Origin of the sequence: Pseudomonas urmiensis, assembly GCF_014268815.2 — a bacterium.
Classification (GTDB): Bacteria; Pseudomonadota; Gammaproteobacteria; order Pseudomonadales; family Pseudomonadaceae; genus Aquipseudomonas; species Aquipseudomonas urmiensis.
In genome coordinates this window covers 4,511,784-4,533,948 of record NZ_JABWRE020000001.1, presented here as the reverse complement: position 1 = coordinate 4,533,948, position 22,165 = coordinate 4,511,784, and the positions used below count along the sequence as shown (strand labels likewise).

The following is a 22,165-nucleotide window of genomic DNA, read 5'->3' as shown; positions in this document are numbered from 1 at the left end:
GGCTGCCAGAGGTACACAAAGTTGCTGCGACGTTGCCGTCCACGCCTTGCCGAGTCAAGCCTGGCCAGGTTTGGGGGTACGCGCCAAGCAGTAGATATCCACCTGCCGCGCTCCGGCCTGGCGCAATAGCTGGGCCAGCGCTTGGGCGGTGGCGCCGGTGGTCAACACATCATCGATCAGCGCCAGGTGTTGGCCTTCGACGTCTGCCTTCGCTGCCAGGCAGAACGCCTGGCGCAGATTGCGCCGGCGCACGCGCGCGCTGAGTAGCTGTTGCGCTGGAGTATCCCGCGTTCGTTGCAGGAGTCGTTCATCGCAAGGGATACCCAACTGCTTCGACAGCCAGCGCGCCAACATCCCCGCCTGATTGAACCCCCGCTGGCGCAGTCGACGTGCGGCAAGTGGTACGGGCAACAATTGGTCAGGCTTCGCCAACCCTTCGGCGTAGCGATGCTGTAGCTCATGCCCCAGCAGTTGCGCCATTAGTCGCCCCAGTGGCCATTGGCTGCGGTGCTTGAATCGGCTGATCAGCGTGTCGATCGGAAAGCCGAAGTGCCAAGGCGCCACGACTTGGCTAAAGGCGGGCGCGCGCCGGCTGCACTGGGCGCAGGTCAAGTCCGCCATCGCTAGCGGCAAGGCGCAGCGCAGACACTGTTCCTCCAACCAAGGCAGCTCGCGCTCGCAGCTGGTGCACAGCGGATAGGCTTGATGCGCCGGTTCATCGCACAGCAAACAGCTATGATCAATATTTGTACACTTGTAAACCAGCTGTCTTATGAGTGGTTGACAGTCCATAGACCTTCCGTAACTATTGCCGCTATCCGTGATGCGCTGGCGGCTTTGCTGTCCCTGCGCCAGTCAGAGCCTAGATAAGGAAACGCCGATGAGCGCCAGCACAACTGCAACAACACGTCACGACTGGGCCTTGGCCGAAGTGAAGGCACTGTTCCAGCAACCGTTCAATGACCTGCTGTTCCAGGCGCAGACCGTACACCGCGCGCACTTCGACCCAAACCGCGTGCAAGTCTCGACGCTGCTGTCGATCAAAACCGGCGCCTGCCCGGAAGATTGCAAATATTGTCCGCAGTCCGGTCACTACAACACCGGCCTGGAAAAACAGAAGCTGATGGAAGTGCAGAAGGTGCTGGAAGAGGCCGCCCGCGCCAAAGCCATCGGCTCGACCCGCTTCTGCATGGGCGCGGCCTGGAAGCACCCGTCGGCCAAGGACATGCCGTATGTGCTGGAGATGGTCAAAGGGGTCAAGGCCATGGGCCTGGAAACCTGCATGACCCTCGGTCGCCTCGATCAGGAGCAGACCGCAGCGCTGGCCCAGGCGGGCCTGGACTACTACAACCACAACCTCGACACTTCGCCTGAGTTCTACACCAGCATCATCACCACCCGTACCTACAGCGAGCGCTTGCAGACCCTGGCCTACGTGCGTGACGCCGGGATGAAGATCTGCTCGGGCGGTATCCTCGGCATGGGCGAGTCGCTCGACGATCGCGCCGGCCTGCTGATCCAGCTGGCCAACCTGCCAGAGCACCCGGAGTCGGTGCCGATCAACATGCTGGTCAAAGTCGCCGGGACCCCGCTGGCCGAAGAAGAAGATGTCGACCCGTTCGACTTCATCCGCATGCTGGCGGTGGCGCGCATCCTCATGCCTAAATCCCATGTGCGTCTGTCGGCTGGCCGCGAGCAGATGAACGAGCAGATGCAGGCCCTGGCCTTCATGGCGGGAGCCAACTCGATTTTCTATGGCGAGAAGCTGTTGACCACTGCCAACCCGCAGGCCGACAAAGACATGCAACTGTTCGCCCGCCTGGGAATCAAGCCCGAAGCGCGCGAAGAGCACGCCGACGAAGTGCACCAGGCGGCCATCGAACAGGCACTGGTCGAGCAGCGCAGCAGCGAGATGTTCTACGACGCAGCGTCTGCCTGAACATGGCCTTCGACTTGACGGCGCGCCTGGCCGAACGGCGCGCCGCCGACCTGTATCGGCAACGCCCGCTGCTGCAAAGCCCGCAGGGGCCGGAGGTGGTGGTCGATGGCCAACCGCTGCTGGCCTTCTGTAACAATGACTACCTGGGCCTGGCCAATCACCCGGAGGTGATCGCCGCCTGGCGCGCCGGTGCCGAGCGCTGGGGTGTCGGCGGTGGTGCTTCGCACTTGGTCATCGGCCACAGTACCCCGCACCACCAGCTCGAAGAAGCCTTGGCCGAACTCACCGGGCGCCCGCGCGCGCTGCTGTTTTCCACCGGCTACATGGCCAACCTCGGTGCGATTACCGCGCTGGTAGGGCAGGGCGATACCATTTTGCAAGACCGCCTCAACCACGCCTCGCTGCTCGATGGCGGGCTGCTCAGTGGGGCGCGCTTCAATCGCTATCTGCACAACGACCCTGACAGCCTGGCCAAGCGCCTGGACAAAGCGACCGGCAACACCCTGGTGGTCACCGATGGCGTGTTCAGCATGGATGGCGACCTCGCCGACCTGCCTGCACTGGCCGAGACCGCTCGGGCCCGCGGCGCCTGGTTGATGGTCGATGATGCCCATGGCCTGGGCACGCTGGGCGCCACCGGTGCTGGCATCGTCGAGCACTTCGGTCTGGGCCTGGACGACGTGCCGGTGCTGATCGGAACCCTGGGCAAGGCCTGCGGCACGGCTGGGGCTTTTGTCGCTGGCAGTGAAGAACTGATCGAGGCGCTGGTGCAGTTCGCCCGGCCCTACATCTATACCACCAGCCAGCCACCAGCCCTGGCCTGCGCCACGCTCAAGAGCCTGGAGTTGCTGCGCCGCGAAAGCTGGCGCCGTGAGCATCTGGCTGCGCTGATCCGCCAGTTCCGTCAAGGCGCCGAGCAGATCGGCCTGCAGCTGATGGACAGCCCAACCCCGATCCAGCCGATCCTGATTGGCGACAGCGCGCGGGCCTTGCGCCTGTCGCGCATGTTGCGTGAGCGCGGGCTGCTGGTGACGGCCATTCGTCCGCCGACCGTGCCGGCCGGCAGCGCGCGTCTGCGCGTTACCTTGAGCGCCGCGCACAGTGAGGCCCAGGTCCAGCTATTGTTGAATGCATTGGCCGAGTGTTATCCACAGCTGGAGTCCGCCGATGCGTAACCGACTGATCCTCTTGCCCGGCTGGGGCCTGGGCACTGCTGCACTGGAGCCGCTGACTGCCAGCCTGCGCGCCCAAGACTCACGCCTACAGGTCGAGTTGATGCCGTTGCCGGAGTTGCCCGAGGGCGATGTGCAGGCGTGGATCGACTACCTGGACCGCAAACTGCCCACTGACACCTGGCTGGGCGGCTGGTCGCTCGGCGGCATGCTCGCCAGCGAGCTGGCGCACAAGCGCGGCGACCACTGCTGCGGGTTACTCACCCTGGCCAGCAACCCCAGCTTCATCAGCCGAGCTGACTGGCCCCACGGCATGGCGCCAGACACTTTCGGCACTTTTCTCGATGGCTGCCGCAGCCATCACCAGGTGACCCTGAAACGCTTTCGCAGCCTGTGTAGCGAAGGCGCGCAGATGCCGCGCACTCTGTTGCGCCAACTCGGCGTCGGAGTGCCGGACACCGACCCGCTGTACCTGGCCAGCGGCCTTGAGGTGTTGGCCAAGCTCGATACCCGTACAGCCCTGGAACAGTACGCCGGGCCACAGCTGCACCTGTTCGCCGGGAGCGATGCGCTGGTGCCGGCTGAGGCGGCCAAAGCCTTGAGCGAGTTGTTGCCCGATGTCGAGGTGGGTTTGGTCGAAGAAAGCTCCCACGCCTTCCTGCTGGAATACCCACAGGAGCTTGCGGCGGGCATCAAGAGTTTTTTGCATGAGAGTGGTGATGACTGATCTTTCCCAGCCAAGCCTGCCCGGCAGCTTGCCCGACAAGCGCCAGGTAGCGGCATCGTTTTCCAAGGCGGCAGCCAGTTATGACAGTGTCGCGGCGTTGCAGCGGGCGGTCGGCGAGGCGTTGCTCGAACTGCTGCCCGCTGATCTGACGCCGTCGAGCTGGCTCGACCTGGGCAGCGGCACCGGCTACTTCAGCCGCGCCCTGGCCGAGCGTTTTGCCGCAGCACTGGGGGTGGCGGTGGACATCGCCGAAGGCATGCTTGGCCACGCGCGCGGCCACGGTGGTGCTCACTTTCATGTAGCCGGCGATGCCGAGCGCCTGCCCTTGCAGGCAGAAAGCGTCGACCTGGTGTTCACCAGCCTGGCGGTGCAGTGGTGCAGCCAGTTCTCCAGTGTGCTCAGCGAAGCGCAGCGGGTATTGCGCCCAGGCGGTGTGCTGGCGTTCAGCAGTCTATGCGTGGGCACCCTGGAGGAGCTGCGCGCCAGCTGGCAGGCCGTCGATGGCATGGTCCACGTCAACCGCTTCCGCCGTTTCGAGGATTACCAGCGCCTGTGCGGCGAGAGTGGCCTGCACCTGCTTGGCCTTGAGCGCCGCGCCCATGTCCTGCATTACCCGGATGTACGAAGCCTGACCCATGAGCTCAAAGCCCTCGGCGCGCACAACCTCAACCCCGGACGCCCCTCGGGGTTGACCGGGCGGGCGCGGATGCAGGGTTTGTTGCAGGCCTACGAGCAGTTCCGCCAGGCCCAGGGCCTGCCTGCCACCTATCAAGTGGTTTATGGTGTGCTGCGCAAGCCATTGCAGCCTGGGGAGTGACATGAGCAAGGCCTATTTCATCGCCGGAACCGACACCGACGTCGGCAAGACCACCATCGCCGCCGGCCTTTTGCATGCGGCCAGGCTGCAAGGGCTGAGCACCCTCGGCGCCAAGCCGGTAGCGTCCGGGTGTGCGGTGACTGCCAAGGGGTTGCGCAATGCCGATGCGCAGGCGCTGATCGACGAAAGCACGTTCAAGCTGGCCTATGAGCAGGTCAACCCGTTTGCTTTCGAGCCGGCCATCGCCCCTCATCTGGCGGCGCGGGAAGCTGGAATCGCGCTCGGCGTACCTGCGCTGCTGGCAGCTATGCAGGCTGTGCTCAAGCAGGACGCGGACTTCACCCTGATCGAAGGCGCCGGTGGCTGGCGGGTGCCGCTGTCTGATCACGCCAATCTGTCCGATCTGGCGATTGCCCTGAAGCTGCCGGTGATTTTGGTGGTGGGGGTGCGTTTGGGCTGCATCAACCATGCGCTGCTCAGTGCCGAGGCGATTGCTCGGGATGGGCTGCAATTGGCCGGGTGGGTGGCGAACATCATCGAGCCGCGGACTTCGCGCTTGGAAGAGAACCTTGCCAGCCTGGCTGAGCGGCTCCCGGCGCCTTGTCTGGGGCGGGTGCCCAAGCTTAAGCAGGCCAGTGGTGCTGCGGTGGCTGAATACCTGCAGTTGGATTTGCTGGATTAGTTTGGGCAAGGCTAGGCCGCGGAGTTTGACGGATATGCCTCGGGTCTATCAGCTGGCACTAGGCTATTAGGGATTTAAACGGGCCTTTTCGCCCTAGGGCTGCTTTAATGAAGCCTGTTCGTTATCCAGCGTCATTGGAGTTTTGACATGGAAATCACCGGTAGCTCCGCCTACTACGCGGGTCTCGGCGCCATCCAGGCCGGGCAGAACCGCGTCGATCAGGCCGCCAGCCAAATCGCCAACCAAAGCGTTGAGCGCAACGCCACCAGCCAGTCCAGCGACTATCAGGCCGAGCGCCTGCGCGCTGTCGATCGCAGTCAGCAAATGGATCTGGCCACCAGCACCGTGCAACTGGCGCTGGGCAAAAATGAAGTCGAACTGGGCGTGAAAGTCGCCAAGGCTTCCGATGAAATGCTCGGCAGGTTCATCGACACCTACGCCTGATTGCAGGTACCACAACTTTCTCGTGGGAAACGTTCTCGTGGAAGCGGGCTTGCCCCGCGATTGCGCCAGCCCTGATCACGTGGTCGAAGGCTCGGATGTCATCGCGAGCCAAGCCCGCTCCCATGTTTGTTTGGCCGTGGCATAAATGCCCTGTTTCGCGACGTAAATGGCACCATAGTCCCTCCTTGACATTACCGGCCCCTAAACGTAAGTTTCAAACAACTGTTTGACCGAAAGCCACCAAGAGCTGGTCGGTATCAGCGGTCACCCCACCGGACTCCTCAAGAGGTTCATCGCAATGCCTGAATACAAAGCCCCCTTGCGTGATATTCGCTTCGTTCGCGACGAGCTGCTCGGCTATGAAGCGCACTATCAAAGCCTGCCGGGTTGCGAGGACGCCACGCCCGATATGGTCAACGCGATTCTTGAGGAAGGCGCGAAATTCTGTGAGCAGGTGCTGGCCCCGCTGAACCGCGTTGGTGACCTGGAAGGCTGCACCTGGAGCGAGTCGGGCGTTAAAACCCCCACCGGCTTCAAGGAGGCCTACAAGCAGTTCGTCGAAGGTGGCTGGCCGAGCCTGGCCCATGACGTCGACCACGGCGGCCAAGGCTTGCCTGAGTCGCTGGGCCTGGCGGTGAGCGAGATGGTCGGTGAGTCGAACTGGTCGTGGGGCATGTACCCAGGCCTGTCGCACGGCGCCATGAACACCATCTCCGAGCACGGCACCGCCGAGCAGCAAGAGACCTACCTGACCAAGCTGGTGACTGGCGAATGGACCGGCACCATGTGCCTGACCGAGCCGCACTGCGGCACCGACCTGGGCATGCTGCGGACCAAGGCCGAACCACAGGCTGATGGCTCCTACAAAGTGTCCGGCACCAAGATCTTCATTTCCGCTGGCGAGCACGACATGGCCGATAACATCGTCCACATCGTCCTGGCTCGCCTGCCTGATGCCCCAGCGGGCACCAAAGGTATCTCGCTGTTCATCGTGCCCAAGTTCCTGCCGACCGCCGATGGCGGCGTGGGCGAGCGCAATGGCGTCAGCTGTGGTTCGCTCGAGCACAAGATGGGCATCCACGGTAACGCCACCTGCGTAATGAACTTCGACAGCGCCACCGGCTACCTGATCGGCCCCGCCAACAAGGGCCTCAATTGCATGTTCACCTTCATGAACACCGCTCGCCTGGGTACCGCGCTGCAAGGCCTGGCCCACGCTGAAGTGGCGTTCCAGGGGGGCTTGAAGTACGCCCGTGATCGCCTGCAAATGCGCTCGCTGACTGGCCCCAAGGCTCCGGACAAGGCCGCTGACCCGATCATCGTCCACCCCGACGTGCGGCGTATGCTGCTGACCATGAAGGCCTTCGCCGAAGGCAACCGCGCGATGGTCTACTTCACCGCCCAGCAGGTCGATATCGTCAAGTACAGCCAGGATGAAGAGGCCAAGAAAAAGGCCGACGCCCTGCTGGCGTTCCTGACTCCGATCGCCAAGGCGTTCATGACCGAAGTCGGTTTCGAAGCCGCCAACCACGGTGTGCAGATCTACGGTGGCCATGGCTTCATCGCCGAGTGGGGCATGGAGCAGAACGTGCGCGACAGCCGTATCTCGATGCTGTACGAAGGCACCACCGGCATCCAGGCCCTGGACCTGCTCGGGCGTAAGGTGCTGATGACCCAAGGCGAAGCGCTCAAGGGCTTCACCAAGATCGTCCACAAGTTCTGCCAGGCTCAAGAAGGCAATGAGTCGGTCAAGGAGTTCGTCGAGCCACTGGCGGCGATCAACAAGGAATGGGGCGAGCTGACCATGAAGATCGGCATGGCCGCCATGAAGGACCGTGAGGAAGTCGGCGCCGCTTCGGTCGACTACCTGATGTACTCCGGCTACGCTTGCCTTGCGTACTTCTGGGCCGACATCGCCCGCCTGGCGGCTGAGAAACTGGCTGCTGGCACCAGCGAAGAGGCGTTCTACACCGCCAAGCTGCAGACTGCGCGCTTCTACTTCCAGCGCATCCTGCCACGTACCCGCACCCACGTCGCAGCCATGCTGTCCGGCGCTGGCAACCTGATGGCGATGGACGAAGAGCATTTCGGCCTGTCGATCTAAGCCCAGCGGCTGTACGAAAAACCGCCTGCCCTCACCGGCAGGCGGTTTTTTGCTTTTAGCACTACAAAAATCCTGTGGGAGCGGGCTCGTCCCGCGATGGCGCTTGCCCAGACAGCATCGTTGAACCTGCTGACGCCATCGCGGGCAAGCCTGCTCCTACAGGCGCTGTTGTATCTGGTAACGAGAAAACCTCAAGGAGCAGGGCCAATCTGCCGTTAAACACCCGGTGTATTCATCTATTCATGTGCGCTGCCGATGAACTAAAGGCACAATGCCATTATTGATCTGCCGGGTCGGAGATTACCCTTGTTTCAACTATCCGCTGTACGCGTGAGCCATTTCCTACCGTCGCTGGTGTTGCTGGTGTCGGGGCTCGCGGCGGCTTACGTGCGAGACCTCAGCGTCTTCTTCACGTCGCTGTTCAATGTCCTGCCCACCTTGGTCCTGTTGCTGGGCGGTGCCTACTGCGCGGTATACCGCCGCCAGCGGGAACTGTTCCTGATGGTCACGGTGTACATCGCCTACTTCTTGCTCGATACCCAGACCGACTTCTACCGCGATAACGGTCGGGTACGTGAAGACGCCGCCGTCATCTTCCATCTTGTGTGCCTACTGTTGCCGGCATTGTTCGGCTTATTCGCGGCTTGGCAGGAACGCACCCATCTGGCCCAGGACATGCTGGCCCGGTTTGCCGTGCTGTTCGCGGTCGGCAGCGTAGCGGTGGCCCTTGAGCAGAGCTTTCCGGACGCCCTGCTGGCCTGGCTGGCAGAGATTCGCTGGCCCTCGCTGCATGGTCAGTGGATGAGTCTGATCCAGTTGGCCTACCCACTGTTCTTCGGCGTGTTCATCTTGTTGGTGGTGCAGTACCTGCGCCAGCCACGGCCACTGCATGCGGCGCAGATCATTGGTCTGATCGGTATTTTCTGGATGCTGCCCAAAACCTTCATCCTGCCGTTCACCCTGAACATCATGTGCAGTCAGGTGATGCTGATGATCGCGGCGGCGGTTTCCCACGAGGCCTACCAGATGGCCTTCCGTGACGAGCTGACCGGCCTGCCGGGTCGTCGCGCCCTGAACGAGCGGATGCAGCGCCTTGGCCGCAACTATGTGATCGCCATGACCGACGTCGATCACTTCAAGAAATTCAACGACACCCATGGCCACGATGTCGGTGACCAGGTGCTGCGCCTGGTCGCCAGCCGCCTGTCCAAAGTCACCGGTGGCGGTAGGGCTTATCGCTACGGGGGCGAGGAGTTTGCCTTGGTGTTCGCTGGCAAGACCGCTGAGGAGTGCATGCCGCATCTGGAAGCGGTGCGCGAGATGATCGCCAACTATGCTATCCAGCTGCGTGACCAGAACAATCGTCCGCAGGATGATTCGGCAGGGCGCCAGCGCCGTGCTGGTGGGGCCAACAGCACGGTGTCGGTGACCATCAGTATTGGTGTCGCCGAACGCCTGGGAGATCACCGCAACCCAGAAGCGGTGCTCAAATCGGCGGATGAAGCGCTCTACAGCGCTAAAGGTGCAGGGCGCAATTGCGTGATGATGTTCGGTCAGCAATCGCGGCGCGGGGCGGTGCGAATGGCGTGACCGTTGGTGACTTATTGGTCATGTGATGACCCTATGTCTCGCAAAAGTTGTTCGGTTACACTGCCCTCATCCCAGTGCCGCGGTCCTGCGTGACCGCCCCGACCCTACTAGCGAGAGGTTGTCATGGCTGACTATAAAGCGCCCCTGCGCGATATGCGCTTCGTTCTCAATGAAGTCTTCGACGTGGCCACGCTCTGGTCGCAGCTGCCCGAACTTGCCGAGGCGGTCGACCAAGACACGGCCATGGCCGTGTTGGAAGAAGCGGGCAAGGTCACCAGCAAGTCCATCGCGCCCTTGAGCCGCTCTGGCGATGAAGAGGGCTGCCATTGGGACAACGGCGCAGTGCGCACCCCAGCCGGTTTCATCGATGCCTACAAGACCTACGCCGAAGGCGGTTGGGTCGGCGTTGGCGGCGACCCGCAGTTCGGCGGCATGGGCATGCCCAAGGCGATCTCGGCCCAGGTCGAGGAAATGGTCAACGCCTCCAGCCTGGCCTTCGGCTTGTACCCGATGCTGACGGCTGGCGCTTGCCTGTCGATCAATGCTCACGCCAGTGAAGCGCTGAAAGAGCAGTACCTGCCGAACATGTATGCCGGCGTTTGGGCCGGCTCCATGTGCCTGACCGAGCCCCATGCGGGCACCGATCTGGGGATTATCCGCACCAAGGCCGAGCCCCAGGCCGACGGCAGCTACAAGGTCAGCGGCACCAAGATCTTCATCACCGGCGGTGAGCACGACCTGACCGAGAACATCATTCACCTGGTGCTGGCCAAGTTGCCAGATGCCCCGGCTGGGCCCAAGGGCATCTCGCTGTTCCTGGTGCCGAAGTTCCTGGTCAATGCGGATGGCAGCCTGGGCGCGCGCAACCCGGCCACCTGCGGCTCGATCGAGCACAAGATGGGTATCCAGGGCTCGGCTACCTGCGTGATGAACTTCGACGAGGCGGTCGGTTACCTGGTGGGTGAGCCCAACAAAGGCCTGGCGGCGATGTTCACCATGATGAACTACGAGCGCCTGGGTGTGGGCATTCAGGGCCTGGCTTCGGCCGAGCGCTCTTACCAGAACGCCGTCGAGTACGCCCGCGACCGCCTGCAAAGCCGCTCGCCCACTGGCCCGCAGGCCAAGGACAAGGTGGCCGATCCGATCATCGTCCATCCGGATGTGCGGCGCATGCTGCTGACCATGAAGGCACAGATCGAAGGTGGCCGAGCGTTCTCCACCTATGTCGCGATGCAGTTGGACAGCGCCAAATACAGTGAAGACCCCGTCACCCGCAAACGCAGTGAGGAGCTGGTTGCGCTGCTGACCCCGGTGGCCAAGGCCTTCCTCACCGACCTGGGCCTGGAGTGCACCGTGCACGGCCAGCAGGTGTTCGGCGGCCACGGCTACATCCGTGAATGGGGCCAGGAGCAGCTGGTGCGCGATGTGCGCATCACGCAGATCTACGAAGGTACCAATGGCATTCAGGCCCTCGACCTGATGGGGCGCAAGGTGGTGGGCAGCGGCGGCGCGTTCTATCGCCTGTTCGCTGACGAGATTCGTCAATTCATCGGTACTGCCGGGGCAGATCTGGGCGAGTTCACTCAGCCGTTGGGCGCTGCCTTGGAACAGCTCGATGGGCTGACTGAGTGGGTACTGGAGCAGGCCAAGGCTAATCCGAACGAGATTGGTGCGGCGTCGGTGGAGTACCTGCACGCCTTTGGTTATGTCGCTTACGCCTATATGTGGGCGTTGATGGCGCGGGCTGCCAAGGCGGGTGAGGGGGATGAAGCGTTCTATGGCGCCAAGCTTGGCACTGCGCGGTTCTACTTTGCCCGATTGCTGCCGCGGGTGGATTCGCTTGTGGCTTCGGTGAAGGCCGGGAGTGAGTCGCTGTACCTGCTGGATGCTGCGCAGTTTTGATAATTCTGGGTCCGCTGCGCGGCCCTTCGCGGGACAAGCCCGCTCCCACAGGTACGGCGGCGCCCGTCAGAGCGGCGCTATCCCTGTGGGAGCGGGCTTGTCCCGCGAAGGGCCGCAAAAGCGGACCCAAGATTAGGGCTGACAAAAAATGACTTACATTTGTAAGCATTCTCTTACGCAACGTGGTGACTTTTCGCCTCTTTCATAAGATTGGATCCACGGTTAATCTTTCTTACATGGACGGAGCGTAGGAAGCGCAAAGGACAGAACAGGGACACGTAGGAGTTCCTGCCAGGGTGGCGGGACGATAGGGATGTCAGGGAAACAGTCTGGAAAACCCCGCTTCGGCGGGGTTTTCTTTGTGCGCGTGTTTTTATCCCAACACGTCCAATGGCGAAACGCCCAGCGCACGGGCGTCGGTTTCTTGTTCCAGCAGCGTGCGCAGCAGCTCCACAGACGCCTGCTGGCGCTGGGCATCGCGAAACACCAAACCCACCTTGAGCGGTACTCGTGGCTCGCTCAGCGGCTTCCACAGCAGCTCCTGATCGTCTTCGGCAGCATCCTTGGCCCGCCCCGGCAGAATGGTCGCCAGCGAAGTGTGCGCCAGGCTGTCGAGAATCCCGCCCATGTTGTTCATCTCGGCCTGCACCTGCGGCCGCCGCCCCTGGTTGGCCAACTGTTCTTTCCAGATCTGCCGGATCTGAAACTCCTCGCCCAGCATCAGCATGGGCAATTCGGCGGCTTGTCTGATCGAGACCTTCTTGAAGTCTTTCAAGGGATGGGTATTGGGGATGACCAGCTGCAGCTCATCTTCGTACAGCATCAAACCATGCAAGCCGGGCTGTCGTGGCGGCAGGTAGCTGATGCCGATGTCCAGGTTGCCATTGAGCAGCCGCCGTTCGATCTCCAGCCCCGACAGTTCATAGATCTGCACGACCAAATGCGGCTGGGCCTTGCGTACCCGCTCCAGCAACTGCGGCACCAGGCTTGGCCGCACGGTCTGCAGCACGCCGATGGCCAGGGTGCGCAGCGACTGGCCCTTGAAGTTGCGCATGGCCTCATGCGCCCGCTGCAAGCCATCGAGCAGCGGCTGCGCATGGTTGTACAGGGTGTGCGCGGCAAGGGTCGGCAACAGGCGCTTGTTACTGCGCTCGAACAGGCTCAGGTCGAGGCTATGTTCCAGCTGCCGGATCTGTTGCGACAGGGCGGGTTGCGACAGCGACAGGCGCTCGGCGGCACGGCCCACGTGGCCTTCCTCGTACACCGCGACGAAATAGCGCAGTTGGCGAAAATCCATAAGTAACACTTATCGAAAAAGCTGGAAAAACGAAATGGCCGCGTGGCCGCTAAGCCCCTAGTCTATCGCCGTATTCAAGCGCTACACAGCGATCATTTGACCGATTGTTACCGCTGATGAAAAACACTTTTGATAGGCAAGGCTAAAAGATCGGTTTTAGGCCTGATCAATACTTTCCGGCATATGACCGGACCTTGACCGCCATCTTGCGTGATGAGTTGGAGCCCTGATGAACCTGTTCAACCTGCGCCGCTCGGCCGCTGTCGTTGCCGAGCCCAAGCGTGCAGCGGCAATCGAGCCGCAGGCGGCAACGTTGTCTCGCGAGCGGTTGATGCCGAGCGCCGAGCGCGCGCCGCAGGTGTTCGTGCGTGGCCAGGGTTCCTGGCTGTGGGACGACGACGGCCATGCTTATCTGGATTTCACCCAGGGCTGCGCGGTCAACAGCCTCGGCCATAGCCCCAGCGTGTTGGTCAAGGCACTGGGTAACCAGGCCCAGGCGTTGATCAACCCCGGTGCGGGCTTTCACAGCCGAGGGTTGCTGGAACTGGTCAATCGCCTGTGCCAGAGCACCGGCAGTGATCAGGCGTACTTGCTCAACAGTGGCGCCGAGGCCTGCGAGGGTGCGATCAAGCTGGCGCGCAAGTGGGGCCAGCTCCATCGTAACGGCGCCTACCACATCATCACTGCCAGCCAGGGCTGCCATGGTCGCAGTCTGGGCGCGCTGTCGGCGTCCGACCCGCTGCCTTGCAACCGCTGCGAACCCGGTCTGCCGGGCTTTAGCAAGGTGCCGTTCAACGACCTGGCAGCGCTGCATGCTGCGGTCGACTCGCGCACTGTGGCGATCATGTTGGAGCCTATCCAGGGCGAGGCCGGGGTCATCCCGGCCACTCGTGAGTACCTCAAGGGGGTCGAGCAGCTGTGCCGCGAGCTGGGCATCCTGCTGATCCTCGACGAAGTGCAGACCGGCATTGGTCGCTGCGGCGCCTTGTTGGCCGAGCAAACCTACGACGTGCGTGCCGACATCATCACCCTCGGCAAAGGCCTGGGTGGCGGCGTGCCGCTGGCGGCCTTGCTGGCCCGGGGCACTGCCTGCTGCGCCGAACCTGGCGAGCTGGAAGGCAGTCATCATGGCAATGCGCTGATGAGCGCCGCGGGCCTGGCGGTATTGCGCACGGTGCTCGAACCGGGGTTCTTCGAGCACGTCCAGGACAGTGGCCGGCACTTGCGCGAGGGCTTGAGCCGCCTGGCCGGTCGCTATGGCCAGGGCGAGGTACGCGGGCAAGGCTTGCTGTGGGCGTTGCAGTTGCAAGAAGACCTGGCTCAGGAGCTGGTCGAGGCGGCGCTGCACGAAGGCTTGTTGCTCAATGCGCCGCAGGCGGATGTGGTGCGCTTCTCTCCGGCGCTAACCGTGAGCAAAGGCAATATTGACGAGATGCTGCTGCGCCTGGCTCGGGCTTTCGCCCGCCTGCATGCACAGCAGCATAACCGCCGCGAGGTGCCGGCCTGACCGGCCACCCGGGCATACAGAATTTCAACGAACCGTCTCGCGTTCCTGCGCATCGCCCTTGGCCTGCTTCATTTGGCCCGGGGCGTTTTTTTGCCTGTCGATTGTGTGTGGAACCTCTGGGCAGGGCGGCTAGTCTCTGTTTAAACCCTTTCACGGAGAGACCTGCATGGACTTCATTCGCATCATCATCGCGATTCTTCTGCCGCCGCTGGGGGTATTCCTTCAGGTTGGGTTTGCCGGGGCGTTCTGGCTGAATATCTTGCTGACCCTGTTGGGCTACATTCCCGGCATCGTGCACGCGGTGTACATCATCGCCAAGCGCTGAGTCAGCACGCGTGACTTCGCAGGCACAGCGCGGTTCCCGTAGGGGCTGGCTTGCCTGCGAGCAGCTGCGCAGCAGCCGCAATACCTACCAGCCCAACACCCGGCAATAAAACCTCCACTCCTCTTCCAAGGCATGCGCCAGGTTCTCGGCCTTACGGAACCCATGCCGCTCCCCAGCATAAAAATGCCCTTCAGCCTCAACCCCATTGGCCTTGAGCGCCGTCAACATATCCCGGGTTTGGGCGGGCACCACGACCGCATCCAGCTCGCCCTGGAAGAAGATCACCGGCGCTTTGATCTGATCGGCATGCAACAAAGGCGTGCGTTGCCGGTAGCGCTCGGCATCGACCTCAGGGTTACCAATCAGCCAGTCCAGATAATCTCCTTCGAACTTGTGTGTCGCCCGCCCCAATGCCAGCGGATCGCTGACCCCGTACAGGCTGGCACCGGCGCGGAATACATCGTGGAAGGCCAGGGCGCACAAGGTCGTGTAGCCCCCGGCGCTGCCGCCACGAATGAACGCCTTGTGCGGATCGATCAGGCCCAGCCCTGCAAGGTGCGCCACCGCAGCACAGGCATCCTCCACATCGATCTCGCCCCAGCGCAGGTGCAGTGCCTGGCGATACGCCCGCCCATAGCCACTGCTACCGCGATAGTTGAGGTCGGCCACGGCAAAGCCGCGCTGGGTCCAGTACTGGATGCGCGCATCCAGCACGGGGTAGCACGCTGAGGTCGGGCCGCCGTGGATGAACAGCACCAGCGGCGCGGCGCCTTGGCCACGCATGGCGGGATAGAAAAATCCATGGGCCTGGCCATCGCCACTGGGATAGCGGATTGGCTGAGGACGGCTGACCCGCTCGGCGGGCAGGGGTAGGCCGCCACCGGCCAGAACGCGAATCTGTTGGCTAGCCCGCTCGATCGCGATGACCGCAGGCGGGCTGATTGGCGATGCCGCGATGGCATAAAGATAATTCTCATCCATCGCCAGGCTGCGAAAGCGTGTGTAGTCGCTGGCGTAGCGCTGTACCTGATGGCCCTCTGTGCGCAACCCAAGGTGACCGAAGCCTTCCTCGAACCAGGTAGCCAGGTAGGCCTCAGGGCTGAGCGCTATCCAGGTGCTGGCGCCCAGTTGCCAGGGCGCGGCGGCGTGGTCGGCAGCCTTGGCGGGCAAGGCTTGCCATTGGCCGTCGAGCTCAGCCCAGGGTTGCCAGAAACCATTACGATCGCACAGGCAATAGAGCCGGCCTTGCCCATCGAAGCGCGGTTGCTGCAGTGACTGGTCCTGGTCGCCATCACCGGCTACGCAACGCGACGGACCCCAGCCGCCCAGGCTCTCGCGCTCACGGCACATAAGCCGGGTGCGGGTCCAGGGCTGCGCGGGGCGATCCCATTCAATCCAGGCCAGGCGCTGGCCGTCGTCGCTCAAGGTCGGCGAGGCGTAGAAGTCGGCGCCTTCTGCCAACACTTCGCGGTCTTCGCCTTCGAGGCTGACCAGGCGATGCTCGACGCTTGCGGCGTGCAACTCCTCGACTGCCAGCAGGCGATCATCGCGCCACAGCACATCACCATAGCGACGGTCAGCCGCTTGAGTGAGTGCTCTGGGCGCCGAGCCATCGAGCGCCTGGGTATAGACCTGTTGATCGGCCTCGTTGACGAACACCAGCCCATCGCCACCCAGGCAGAAGCTGCCGCCGCCATACTCATAGACCCGGCTGCGCACGCTGAAACCCTCTGGAGTCAGGCAGTGGGCCTGTTGATTGCGCCAGTGCCATAGCCGGCACGCGCCATCGGCGGGGCGAAACTCGTTCCAGAGCAAACCAGCGGCGCCGACCTTGAGGTCAGCGAAATCGGTACCGGCCGCTACGGCCTGGGCGGCGCTGAAGTCAGCCGCGGACGATGACACGTGAGTTGCGCTCATTGCGGAAAGTCAGCTCTTCAATGGCCAATTGGGCGTGCTCGGCGTCTTCGCGTGCCTTGAGGATGATGCCGTGATCAGGCGACTTGGCGCACACCGGGTCGGCGTTGCTGGCATCCCCTGTGAGCATGAAGGCTTGGCAGCGGCAGCCGCCGAAGTCCTTTTCCTTTTCATCGCACGAGCGGCACGGTTCGGGCATCCAGTCGTAGCCGCGAAAGCGGTTGAAACCGAACGAGTCGTACCAGATGTGCCTGAGGTCATGATCGCGCACGTTGGGGAACTGCACCGGCAATTGGCGCGCGCCGTGACAGGGCAGGGCGGTGCCGTCCGGGGTGACGGTGAGGAAGATGCTCCCCCAGCCGTTCATGCAGCCCTTGGGGCGTTCTTCGTAGTAATCGGGGGTAACGAAGATCAGCTTGCACGGGTTGCCGGCAGCCTTGAGCTGGTCGCGGTATTGATTGGTGATGCGCTCGGCCCGCTCCAGCTGCGCGCGCGTTGGCAGCAGGCCAACCCGGTTGAGGTGGGCCCAGCCGTAGAACTGGCAGGTGGCGAGCTCGACGAAGTCGGCCTCCAGGGCGATGCACAGCTCGATGATGCGGTCGATCTTGTCGATGTTATGCCGATGGGTGACGAAGTTGAGCACCATGGGGTAGCCGTGGGCTTTGACTGCCCGGGCCATCTCCAGCTTTTGCGCGAAGGCCTTCTTCGAGCCGGCCAGCAGGTTGTTCACCTGTTCGTCGCTGGCCTGGAAACTGATCTGGATATGGTCCAGCCCGGCTTTCTTGAAGTCAGCGATGCGCTGCTCGGTCAGGCCGATGCCGGAGGTGATCAGGTTGGTGTAGTAGCCCAGGCGCCGCGCCTCGCCGATCAGTTCGGCCAGATCCTGGCGCACCAGCGGCTCACCGCCGGAAAAGCCCAGCTGAGCGGCGCCCATTTCGCGCGCCTCGGCCATCACCTTGAACCACTGCTCGGTGCTCAGCTCCTGGCCTTGGGCAGCGAAGTCCAGGGGGTTGGAGCAGTACGGGCATTGCAGCGGGCAGCGGTAGGTCAGCTCGGCCAGCAGCCACAGCGGCAAGCCGACGGGCGGTTTCGCCGGCACCTCAGGCGAGGACGATCCAGTGTTCGGCACGGGCCACCTCCATGAACTGCTCGATGTCATCGGCGACTTCGGGCACGTCGGGGAACTGCTGCGAAAGCTCGGCGATGATCGCCGCCACATCCCGCTGGCCATCGATCAGCCCGCCGATCAGCGCGGCGCTTTCGTTGAGCTTGATCATGCCCTCGGGGTATAGCAGGACATGGCCTTTTTGCGCCGGCTCGTACTGATAACGATAGCCAGGGCGCCAGTTGGGAACCAGTTGGCGATTGAAGCTCATAGGGCAATCCCCTTGTGCCAGACCCGCTCGCGGGTGACGGAGTGATAAGGCGGACGGTGCAGTTCGTAGGCCATGCTCATGGCATCGAGCATGCTCCAGAGGATATCCAGCTTGAACTGCAGGATCTCCAGCATGCGCTCCTGACCCTCGCGGGTGGTGTAGTGCTGCAAGGTGATCGCCAAGCCGTGCTCGACATCGCGGCGCGCCTGGCCCAGGCGCGTGCGGAAGTACTCGTAGCCGGCAGGATCGATCCACGGGTAGTGCTGTGGCCAGCTGTCCAGCCGTGACTGGTGGATCTGCGGGGCGAACAGCTCGGTCAGCGAGCTGCTGGCCGCTTCCTGCCAGCTGGCGCGGCGGGCAAAGTTGACATAGGCGTCGACGGCGAAGCGCACGCCCGGCAGCACCAGCTCCTGGGAGCGCAACTGATCTGGGTCGAGCCCGACTGCCTGGCCTAGTCGCAGCCAGGCCTCGATGCCACCGTCTTCACCCGGGGCGCCGTCGTGGTCGAGCAGGCGCTGGATCCACTCGCGGCGTACTTCGCGGTCTGGGCAGTTGGCCAGGATCGCCGCATCCTTCATCGGGATGTTGACCTGGTAGTAGAAGCGATTGGCCACCCAGCCCTGGATCTGCTCGCGGCTGGCGCGGCCTTCATACATCGCCACGTGGTAGGGGTGATGAATGTGGTAGAAGGCGCCCTTGGCGCGCAGGGCCTGCTCGAACTCGGCAGGGGACATCGGCGTTGCGTCGCTCATCAGGGCCTCCTACAGCTCGATGCTCATGCCGTCGAAGGCGACTTCCACGCCCCGGCGGACCACCTCGGCCCGCTCGGGCGAGTCTTCATCGAGAATCGGGTTGGTGTTGTTGATGTGGATAAGTACCTTGCGCTGGCGGGCGAAGTCATCGAGCACCTCGAGCATGCCGCCGGGGCCGTTTTGCGCCAGGTGGCCCATCTCGCGACCGGTGCGCGTGCCGACACCGCGGCGCTGCATTTCATCATCCTCCCACAGCGTGCCGTCGACCAGCAGGCAGTCGGCGCCGTGCATCATCTCCAGCAGCTTGGCGTCGACCTGGCCCAGCCCCGGGGCGTAGAACAGCTTGCCGCCGGTGCGCAGGTCTTCGACCAGCAGGCCGAGGTTGTCGCCTGGGTGCGGGTCGAAGCGGTGCGGCGAGTAGGGCGGGGCGGCGCTGCGCAGCGGGAACGGGGTGAACTTGAGGTTGGGGCAGGCGTCGATGACGAAGCTGCCTTCGAGCTCGATGCGGTTCCACACCAGGCCGCCGTTCCAGTGGCTGAGCATGTTGAACAGCGGGAAGCCGGTGGTCAGGTCCTGGTGGACCATGTCGGTGCACCAGACCTGATGCGGGCAACCTTCGCGCAGGCTGAGCAGGCCGGTGGTGTGGTCGATCTGGCTGTCGAGCAGGACGATCGCGTTTATCCCGGTGTCGCGCAGGGCGCGCGCCGGTTGCATCGGGGCGAAGGCTTGCAACTGGGCACGGATGTCCGGCGAGGCGTTGCACAGGATCCAGTGCTCGCCGTCATCGGACAGGGCAATCGATGACTGGGTGCGCGCCGTGGCACGCAACGAGCCGTCACGAAAACCCTTGCAGTTGACGCAGTTGCAGTTCCACTGGGGGAATCCGCCACCGGCGGCGGAGCCGAGAATCTGGATGTACATGGCTGCTCTCTATCCGAACTAGCGGAAAAACCTGTAGTGAAAAAACGCGAACGCCCCGGCGGACCGAGGCGTCGAACCGCAAGCAGGGCTTAGCGGTTGGCGAAGTACATGGTCACTTCGAAGCCGATACGCAGGTCAGTGTAAGCAGGTTTGGTCCACATGGGATTACTCCTTCCGGATGGGTCTGGGGGTTGTCAGCTACTTATTTGGTGCCGCCTTGCGCAGGAGGTTCCATTGGCTGGGATTGCGCTATCTTACAAGAAAAATTTGTACCGAAAGGTTAATTCTTTGAAAAGCGCCCTTGCACCTCAGGTAACAATCGACCTGCACTTAGTGCCACTGCGAGCTCGGCGCCGCAGCGTTGGCCAGGCACAACCAGCCGTGATCGGCCGCAAGTAGCGCTTGGCGCAACTCATCCAGTTGCGCTTGAGTGGTGCAGAGAATAGACCTGCGGATTGCACAAAGCTCGTGCGCTTCTGTCGCCAGATAGGTCTGCCATGCCCAGTGCGCGACATCGGCGTTGGGCATGGCAGTTTCTGCGAAACTGTCGGCCAGGGCCTGCTGCGCAGGGCCATCGAGCTTCACCTCTTGATTCAGCAGCGCTAGCAGGTGCTCGAGTATCTGCGTTGGCTTGGCGTGGGGCGATTGCACGCCGAACAGCAGCCCGCCGACCCCATCGATCTGACGAAAGGCACTGAATACGGCATAACCCAGCTGCAACTCGACGCGCAGACGCTGGTACACCGGGCCTTGCAGCAATTGCCCAAGCAGTCGCCCAACACCTTGCAAGGCAGCGGGCAACGGGCAGAACAGCAGCAATGCGTGTTCAGTCCCGGCAACCTCGACCGGCACCCAACGCCGGCCACGCACGCCTCCTGTAGGCGCGGACGCAGGGCGGCCCCAGGATGTGTGCTGCAACACCGCGCCCAAGGCCGCCTGCTCAACAACGCCAAACCCTACTGCCAAACCTTGCCACTGCGCCGAATACCAAATCTGGTCGAGCATGGCCTGATTCGGTTCACAGGCGGGTATCGGCTCCGGCTGCGCTAGCGTCAAGGCATCAGGCAGTCGCTTGAGCAGGGCCCTGATCGGTATCAAGGCGGGCTCATCCGGGCCTGGCGCTTGCCAGCTGCTTTGAGGTGGGCGATGCAACACCTGCAACGCCTCGCCAACGGTTCGAATCACCGCCGCTGGCAGCCCGGCGCAGCGCAGTTGCCAGTAGCGTTGACTGACGCTGAAATCCAGCTGCACAGATGCGCGCTCGGCGCGTTCCGTCAAAGGCCGCAAGGCGTGTTCGAGTACTGCATGCAAGCGTGTTCGCAACGGCGAGACGATCTGCCAGCGCAGGTACAGCGCTGCGAATTGGCGATCGCTTGGCAGACTGTCACTGACGCTCAGGCCTTCAGGCAGAGGCGCGCTGGCGGCGGGAAGTTCGTCTTGCAGGAGTGGATCGGCGCCCGGCAGTTGCCAGTCTGCGTGGCTGTGCAAGGGCAGGCTATCGAGTAGAGCGGCGAAGGCTTTCAGGCCTTGCCCATCGAGTGCCTGGAAAGCGCGGCCGGTACTGTCTCGGCGTGCCAGTTCCAGGGCACCGGCGGCTTGTTCTCGGCTGCGTTGCAAGTCAGCGAACGCTTCATTCAATGGCTGCGTGTCTGCTTCGCGGATGAACTTCAACCAGCCATTGAGTAAGGCTCGCACCTCATCCTGATCCGCGTCCTCGCTTAGGTGCAGACGCACATGCCAGAGCAATTGACCGGCGAAGGCGTGCAGGGTGTCGACTTTGCATGCCTGTAACCAGCCGCGCTTACGCAGCTGCGCTAGCCAGCCGCCCTCCCGACTATCGCTCAGGCAGGCGAGTAATAGCTCAAGTGCGGGTTCCGCGCCTACAGGCAGATGCTGGTGAGCAAACAGCAGGTCCATTTGGCCTGAGCTGGCACGCGGCTGTCGCAGAGGCCCATTGAGCAAGGGTGGCGGCAGGGCTTGGGCGACCCGCTGGCCGCTGGCAAATATGCTGCCGAACTGCCGGCCGAGCGCTTCCAGCTCATCCAGCGGCTGCGGGCCGCTCAGGCTCAAGACAATCTGGCCAGCCTGATAGAAGGTCGCGTGAAAATCGCTGAGCGCCTGCTGAAAGGCCGGATCCTGCAAGGCCAGGCTATGCCGGTTGCCTGCGTGGAAACCACTAAGGGGATGCTGCGCAGACACTGCCTGGAGCAGGGCGAATTGCTGCTGAGCTTCAGGGTTGCGTGACCAGGCAATGAACTCGGCATGGATCACTTCGCGCTCACGGCGCTGGCGCTCGATGCTCAGGTCGGGCTCGGCCAGCATCTGGCACAGACGCTCCAGGCCGCCAGACAGTGCAGCGGGCGGCACCTCGAAGAAGAAGTCGGTGGTGCGCTCGCGGGTACTGGCGTTGACCTGGCCGCTGACACGCTGGACGTAGCGCATCAGGCCGTCTTGCAGCGCAAAGCGGGCGGTGCCGAGGAAGAACAAGTGTTCGAGAAAGTGCGCCAAACCAGGCCATCGTGAAGGCGCGTCATGGCTGCCCGCATGCACCCGCACCGCAGCGGCCGCGCGCTTGAGGCGCGGGGCGTGGCGCAGGGTCAGCTGCAGGCCGTTGGTGAGGGTCAGGTGGCGGATGGCGTCAGGCATGAGGGCTCCGGTGGCGAAGCATCATGCTAGCGCATATCCACGTCATTGAT

Annotated in this window: 20 protein-coding genes; 11 read left to right on the top strand and 9 right to left on the bottom strand. The window is 63.1% G+C overall.

All coding sequences use genetic code 11. The features are described 5' to 3' along the window. Positions 1 to 54: 54 nt before the first annotated feature. Positions 55 to 792, bottom strand: a complete 738-nt coding sequence (locus HU737_RS20565; protein WP_186552718.1) for a ComF family protein — start codon at positions 790 to 792, stop codon at positions 55 to 57. Positions 793 to 880: 88 nt separating this feature from the next. On the opposite strand from HU737_RS20565, the gene bioB reads away from it, so the two are divergent. From bioB to HU737_RS20520, 9 genes are all read left to right on the top strand, one after another. Then, the gene (gene bioB, locus HU737_RS20560) at positions 881 to 1,939 is read left to right on the top strand and encodes a biotin synthase BioB (protein WP_186552717.1); all 1,059 of its coding nucleotides are present in this window, start codon (positions 881 to 883) and stop codon (positions 1,937 to 1,939) included. 2 nt (positions 1,940 to 1,941) lie between these two features. Then, positions 1,942 to 3,114 carry an 8-amino-7-oxononanoate synthase gene (bioF, locus tag HU737_RS20555; protein ID WP_186552716.1) on the top strand — a complete coding sequence of 391 codons (1,173 nt, stop codon included), beginning with the start codon at positions 1,942 to 1,944 and terminating at the stop codon, positions 3,112 to 3,114. Next, complete coding sequence (locus HU737_RS20550) at positions 3,107 to 3,838, top strand: alpha/beta fold hydrolase (RefSeq protein ID WP_186552715.1); 732 nt, start codon at positions 3,107 to 3,109, stop codon at positions 3,836 to 3,838. Before bioF ends, HU737_RS20550 begins: the two co-directional genes overlap by 8 nt. Continuing rightward, complete coding sequence (bioC, locus tag HU737_RS20545; RefSeq protein ID WP_186552714.1) at positions 3,831 to 4,655, top strand: malonyl-ACP O-methyltransferase BioC; 825 nt, start codon at positions 3,831 to 3,833, stop codon at positions 4,653 to 4,655. Before HU737_RS20550 ends, bioC begins: the two co-directional genes overlap by 8 nt. Before the next feature lies 1 nt (position 4,656). Further along, positions 4,657 to 5,337 carry a dethiobiotin synthase gene (bioD, locus tag HU737_RS20540; RefSeq protein ID WP_186552713.1) on the top strand — a complete coding sequence of 227 codons (681 nt, stop codon included), beginning with the start codon at positions 4,657 to 4,659 and terminating at the stop codon, positions 5,335 to 5,337. A gap of 147 nt (positions 5,338 to 5,484) precedes the next feature. Then, a complete protein-coding gene (locus HU737_RS20535) occupies positions 5,485 to 5,781 on the top strand; it encodes a pyrroloquinoline quinone biosynthesis protein PqqE (protein WP_186552712.1) in 297 nt (98 codons plus the stop codon). 298 nt (positions 5,782 to 6,079) lie between these two features. Further along, positions 6,080 to 7,885, top strand: coding sequence for a phenylacyl-CoA dehydrogenase (locus HU737_RS20530; protein ID WP_186552711.1), 1,806 nt, complete (start codon positions 6,080 to 6,082; stop codon positions 7,883 to 7,885). 306 nt (positions 7,886 to 8,191) lie between these two features. Beyond that, positions 8,192 to 9,475, top strand: coding sequence for a GGDEF domain-containing protein (locus tag HU737_RS20525; RefSeq protein WP_186552710.1), 1,284 nt, complete (start codon positions 8,192 to 8,194; stop codon positions 9,473 to 9,475). Between the two features lie 123 nt (positions 9,476 to 9,598). Further along, on the top strand, positions 9,599 to 11,377 hold the full coding sequence (locus HU737_RS20520; RefSeq protein WP_186552709.1) for an acyl-CoA dehydrogenase C-terminal domain-containing protein: 1,779 nt from the start codon (positions 9,599 to 9,601) through the stop codon (positions 11,375 to 11,377). A 373-nt stretch (positions 11,378 to 11,750) separates the two neighbouring features. On the opposite strand, the gene HU737_RS20515 is transcribed toward HU737_RS20520, so the two are convergent. Further along, positions 11,751 to 12,674 carry a LysR family transcriptional regulator gene (locus tag HU737_RS20515; protein ID WP_186552708.1) on the bottom strand — a complete coding sequence of 308 codons (924 nt, stop codon included), beginning with the start codon at positions 12,672 to 12,674 and terminating at the stop codon, positions 11,751 to 11,753. A 229-nt stretch (positions 12,675 to 12,903) separates the two neighbouring features. Here HU737_RS20515 and HU737_RS20510 point away from each other — a divergent pair, with 229 nt between their 5' ends. Beyond that, positions 12,904 to 14,181, top strand: a complete 1,278-nt coding sequence (locus HU737_RS20510; protein ID WP_186552707.1) for an aspartate aminotransferase family protein — start codon at positions 12,904 to 12,906, stop codon at positions 14,179 to 14,181. Positions 14,182 to 14,347: 166 nt separating this feature from the next. Continuing rightward, positions 14,348 to 14,506: a YqaE/Pmp3 family membrane protein gene (locus HU737_RS20505; RefSeq protein ID WP_033727371.1), complete on the top strand. Its 159-nt coding sequence runs from the start codon at positions 14,348 to 14,350 to the stop codon at positions 14,504 to 14,506. Between the two features lie 84 nt (positions 14,507 to 14,590). On the opposite strand, the gene HU737_RS20500 is transcribed toward HU737_RS20505, so the two are convergent. The 7 genes from HU737_RS20500 to pqqF form a co-directional block, all read right to left on the bottom strand. After that, the gene (locus HU737_RS20500; protein WP_186552706.1) at positions 14,591 to 16,423 is read right to left on the bottom strand and encodes a S9 family peptidase; all 1,833 of its coding nucleotides are present in this window, start codon (positions 16,421 to 16,423) and stop codon (positions 14,591 to 14,593) included. Then, complete coding sequence (gene pqqE, locus HU737_RS20495) at positions 16,389 to 17,549, bottom strand: pyrroloquinoline quinone biosynthesis protein PqqE (RefSeq protein WP_186552705.1); 1,161 nt, start codon at positions 17,547 to 17,549, stop codon at positions 16,389 to 16,391. Before pqqE ends, HU737_RS20500 begins: the two co-directional genes overlap by 35 nt. Next, positions 17,521 to 17,796 carry a pyrroloquinoline quinone biosynthesis peptide chaperone PqqD gene (gene pqqD / locus HU737_RS20490; RefSeq protein ID WP_186552704.1) on the bottom strand — a complete coding sequence of 92 codons (276 nt, stop codon included), beginning with the start codon at positions 17,794 to 17,796 and terminating at the stop codon, positions 17,521 to 17,523. Before pqqD ends, pqqE begins: the two co-directional genes overlap by 29 nt. Beyond that, on the bottom strand, positions 17,793 to 18,548 hold the full coding sequence (gene pqqC / locus HU737_RS20485; RefSeq protein WP_186552703.1) for a pyrroloquinoline-quinone synthase PqqC: 756 nt from the start codon (positions 18,546 to 18,548) through the stop codon (positions 17,793 to 17,795). Before pqqC ends, pqqD begins: the two co-directional genes overlap by 4 nt. A 9-nt stretch (positions 18,549 to 18,557) precedes the next feature. Beyond that, positions 18,558 to 19,469: a pyrroloquinoline quinone biosynthesis protein PqqB gene (gene pqqB / locus HU737_RS20480; protein ID WP_186552702.1), complete on the bottom strand. Its 912-nt coding sequence runs from the start codon at positions 19,467 to 19,469 to the stop codon at positions 18,558 to 18,560. 89 nt (positions 19,470 to 19,558) lie between these two features. Further along, on the bottom strand, positions 19,559 to 19,630 hold the full coding sequence (pqqA, locus tag HU737_RS20475; protein WP_003243383.1) for a pyrroloquinoline quinone precursor peptide PqqA: 72 nt from the start codon (positions 19,628 to 19,630) through the stop codon (positions 19,559 to 19,561). Between the two features lie 169 nt (positions 19,631 to 19,799). Beyond that, on the bottom strand, positions 19,800 to 22,115 hold the full coding sequence (gene pqqF / locus HU737_RS20470; protein WP_186552701.1) for a pyrroloquinoline quinone biosynthesis protein PqqF: 2,316 nt from the start codon (positions 22,113 to 22,115) through the stop codon (positions 19,800 to 19,802). Positions 22,116 to 22,165: the final 50 nt, after the last annotated feature.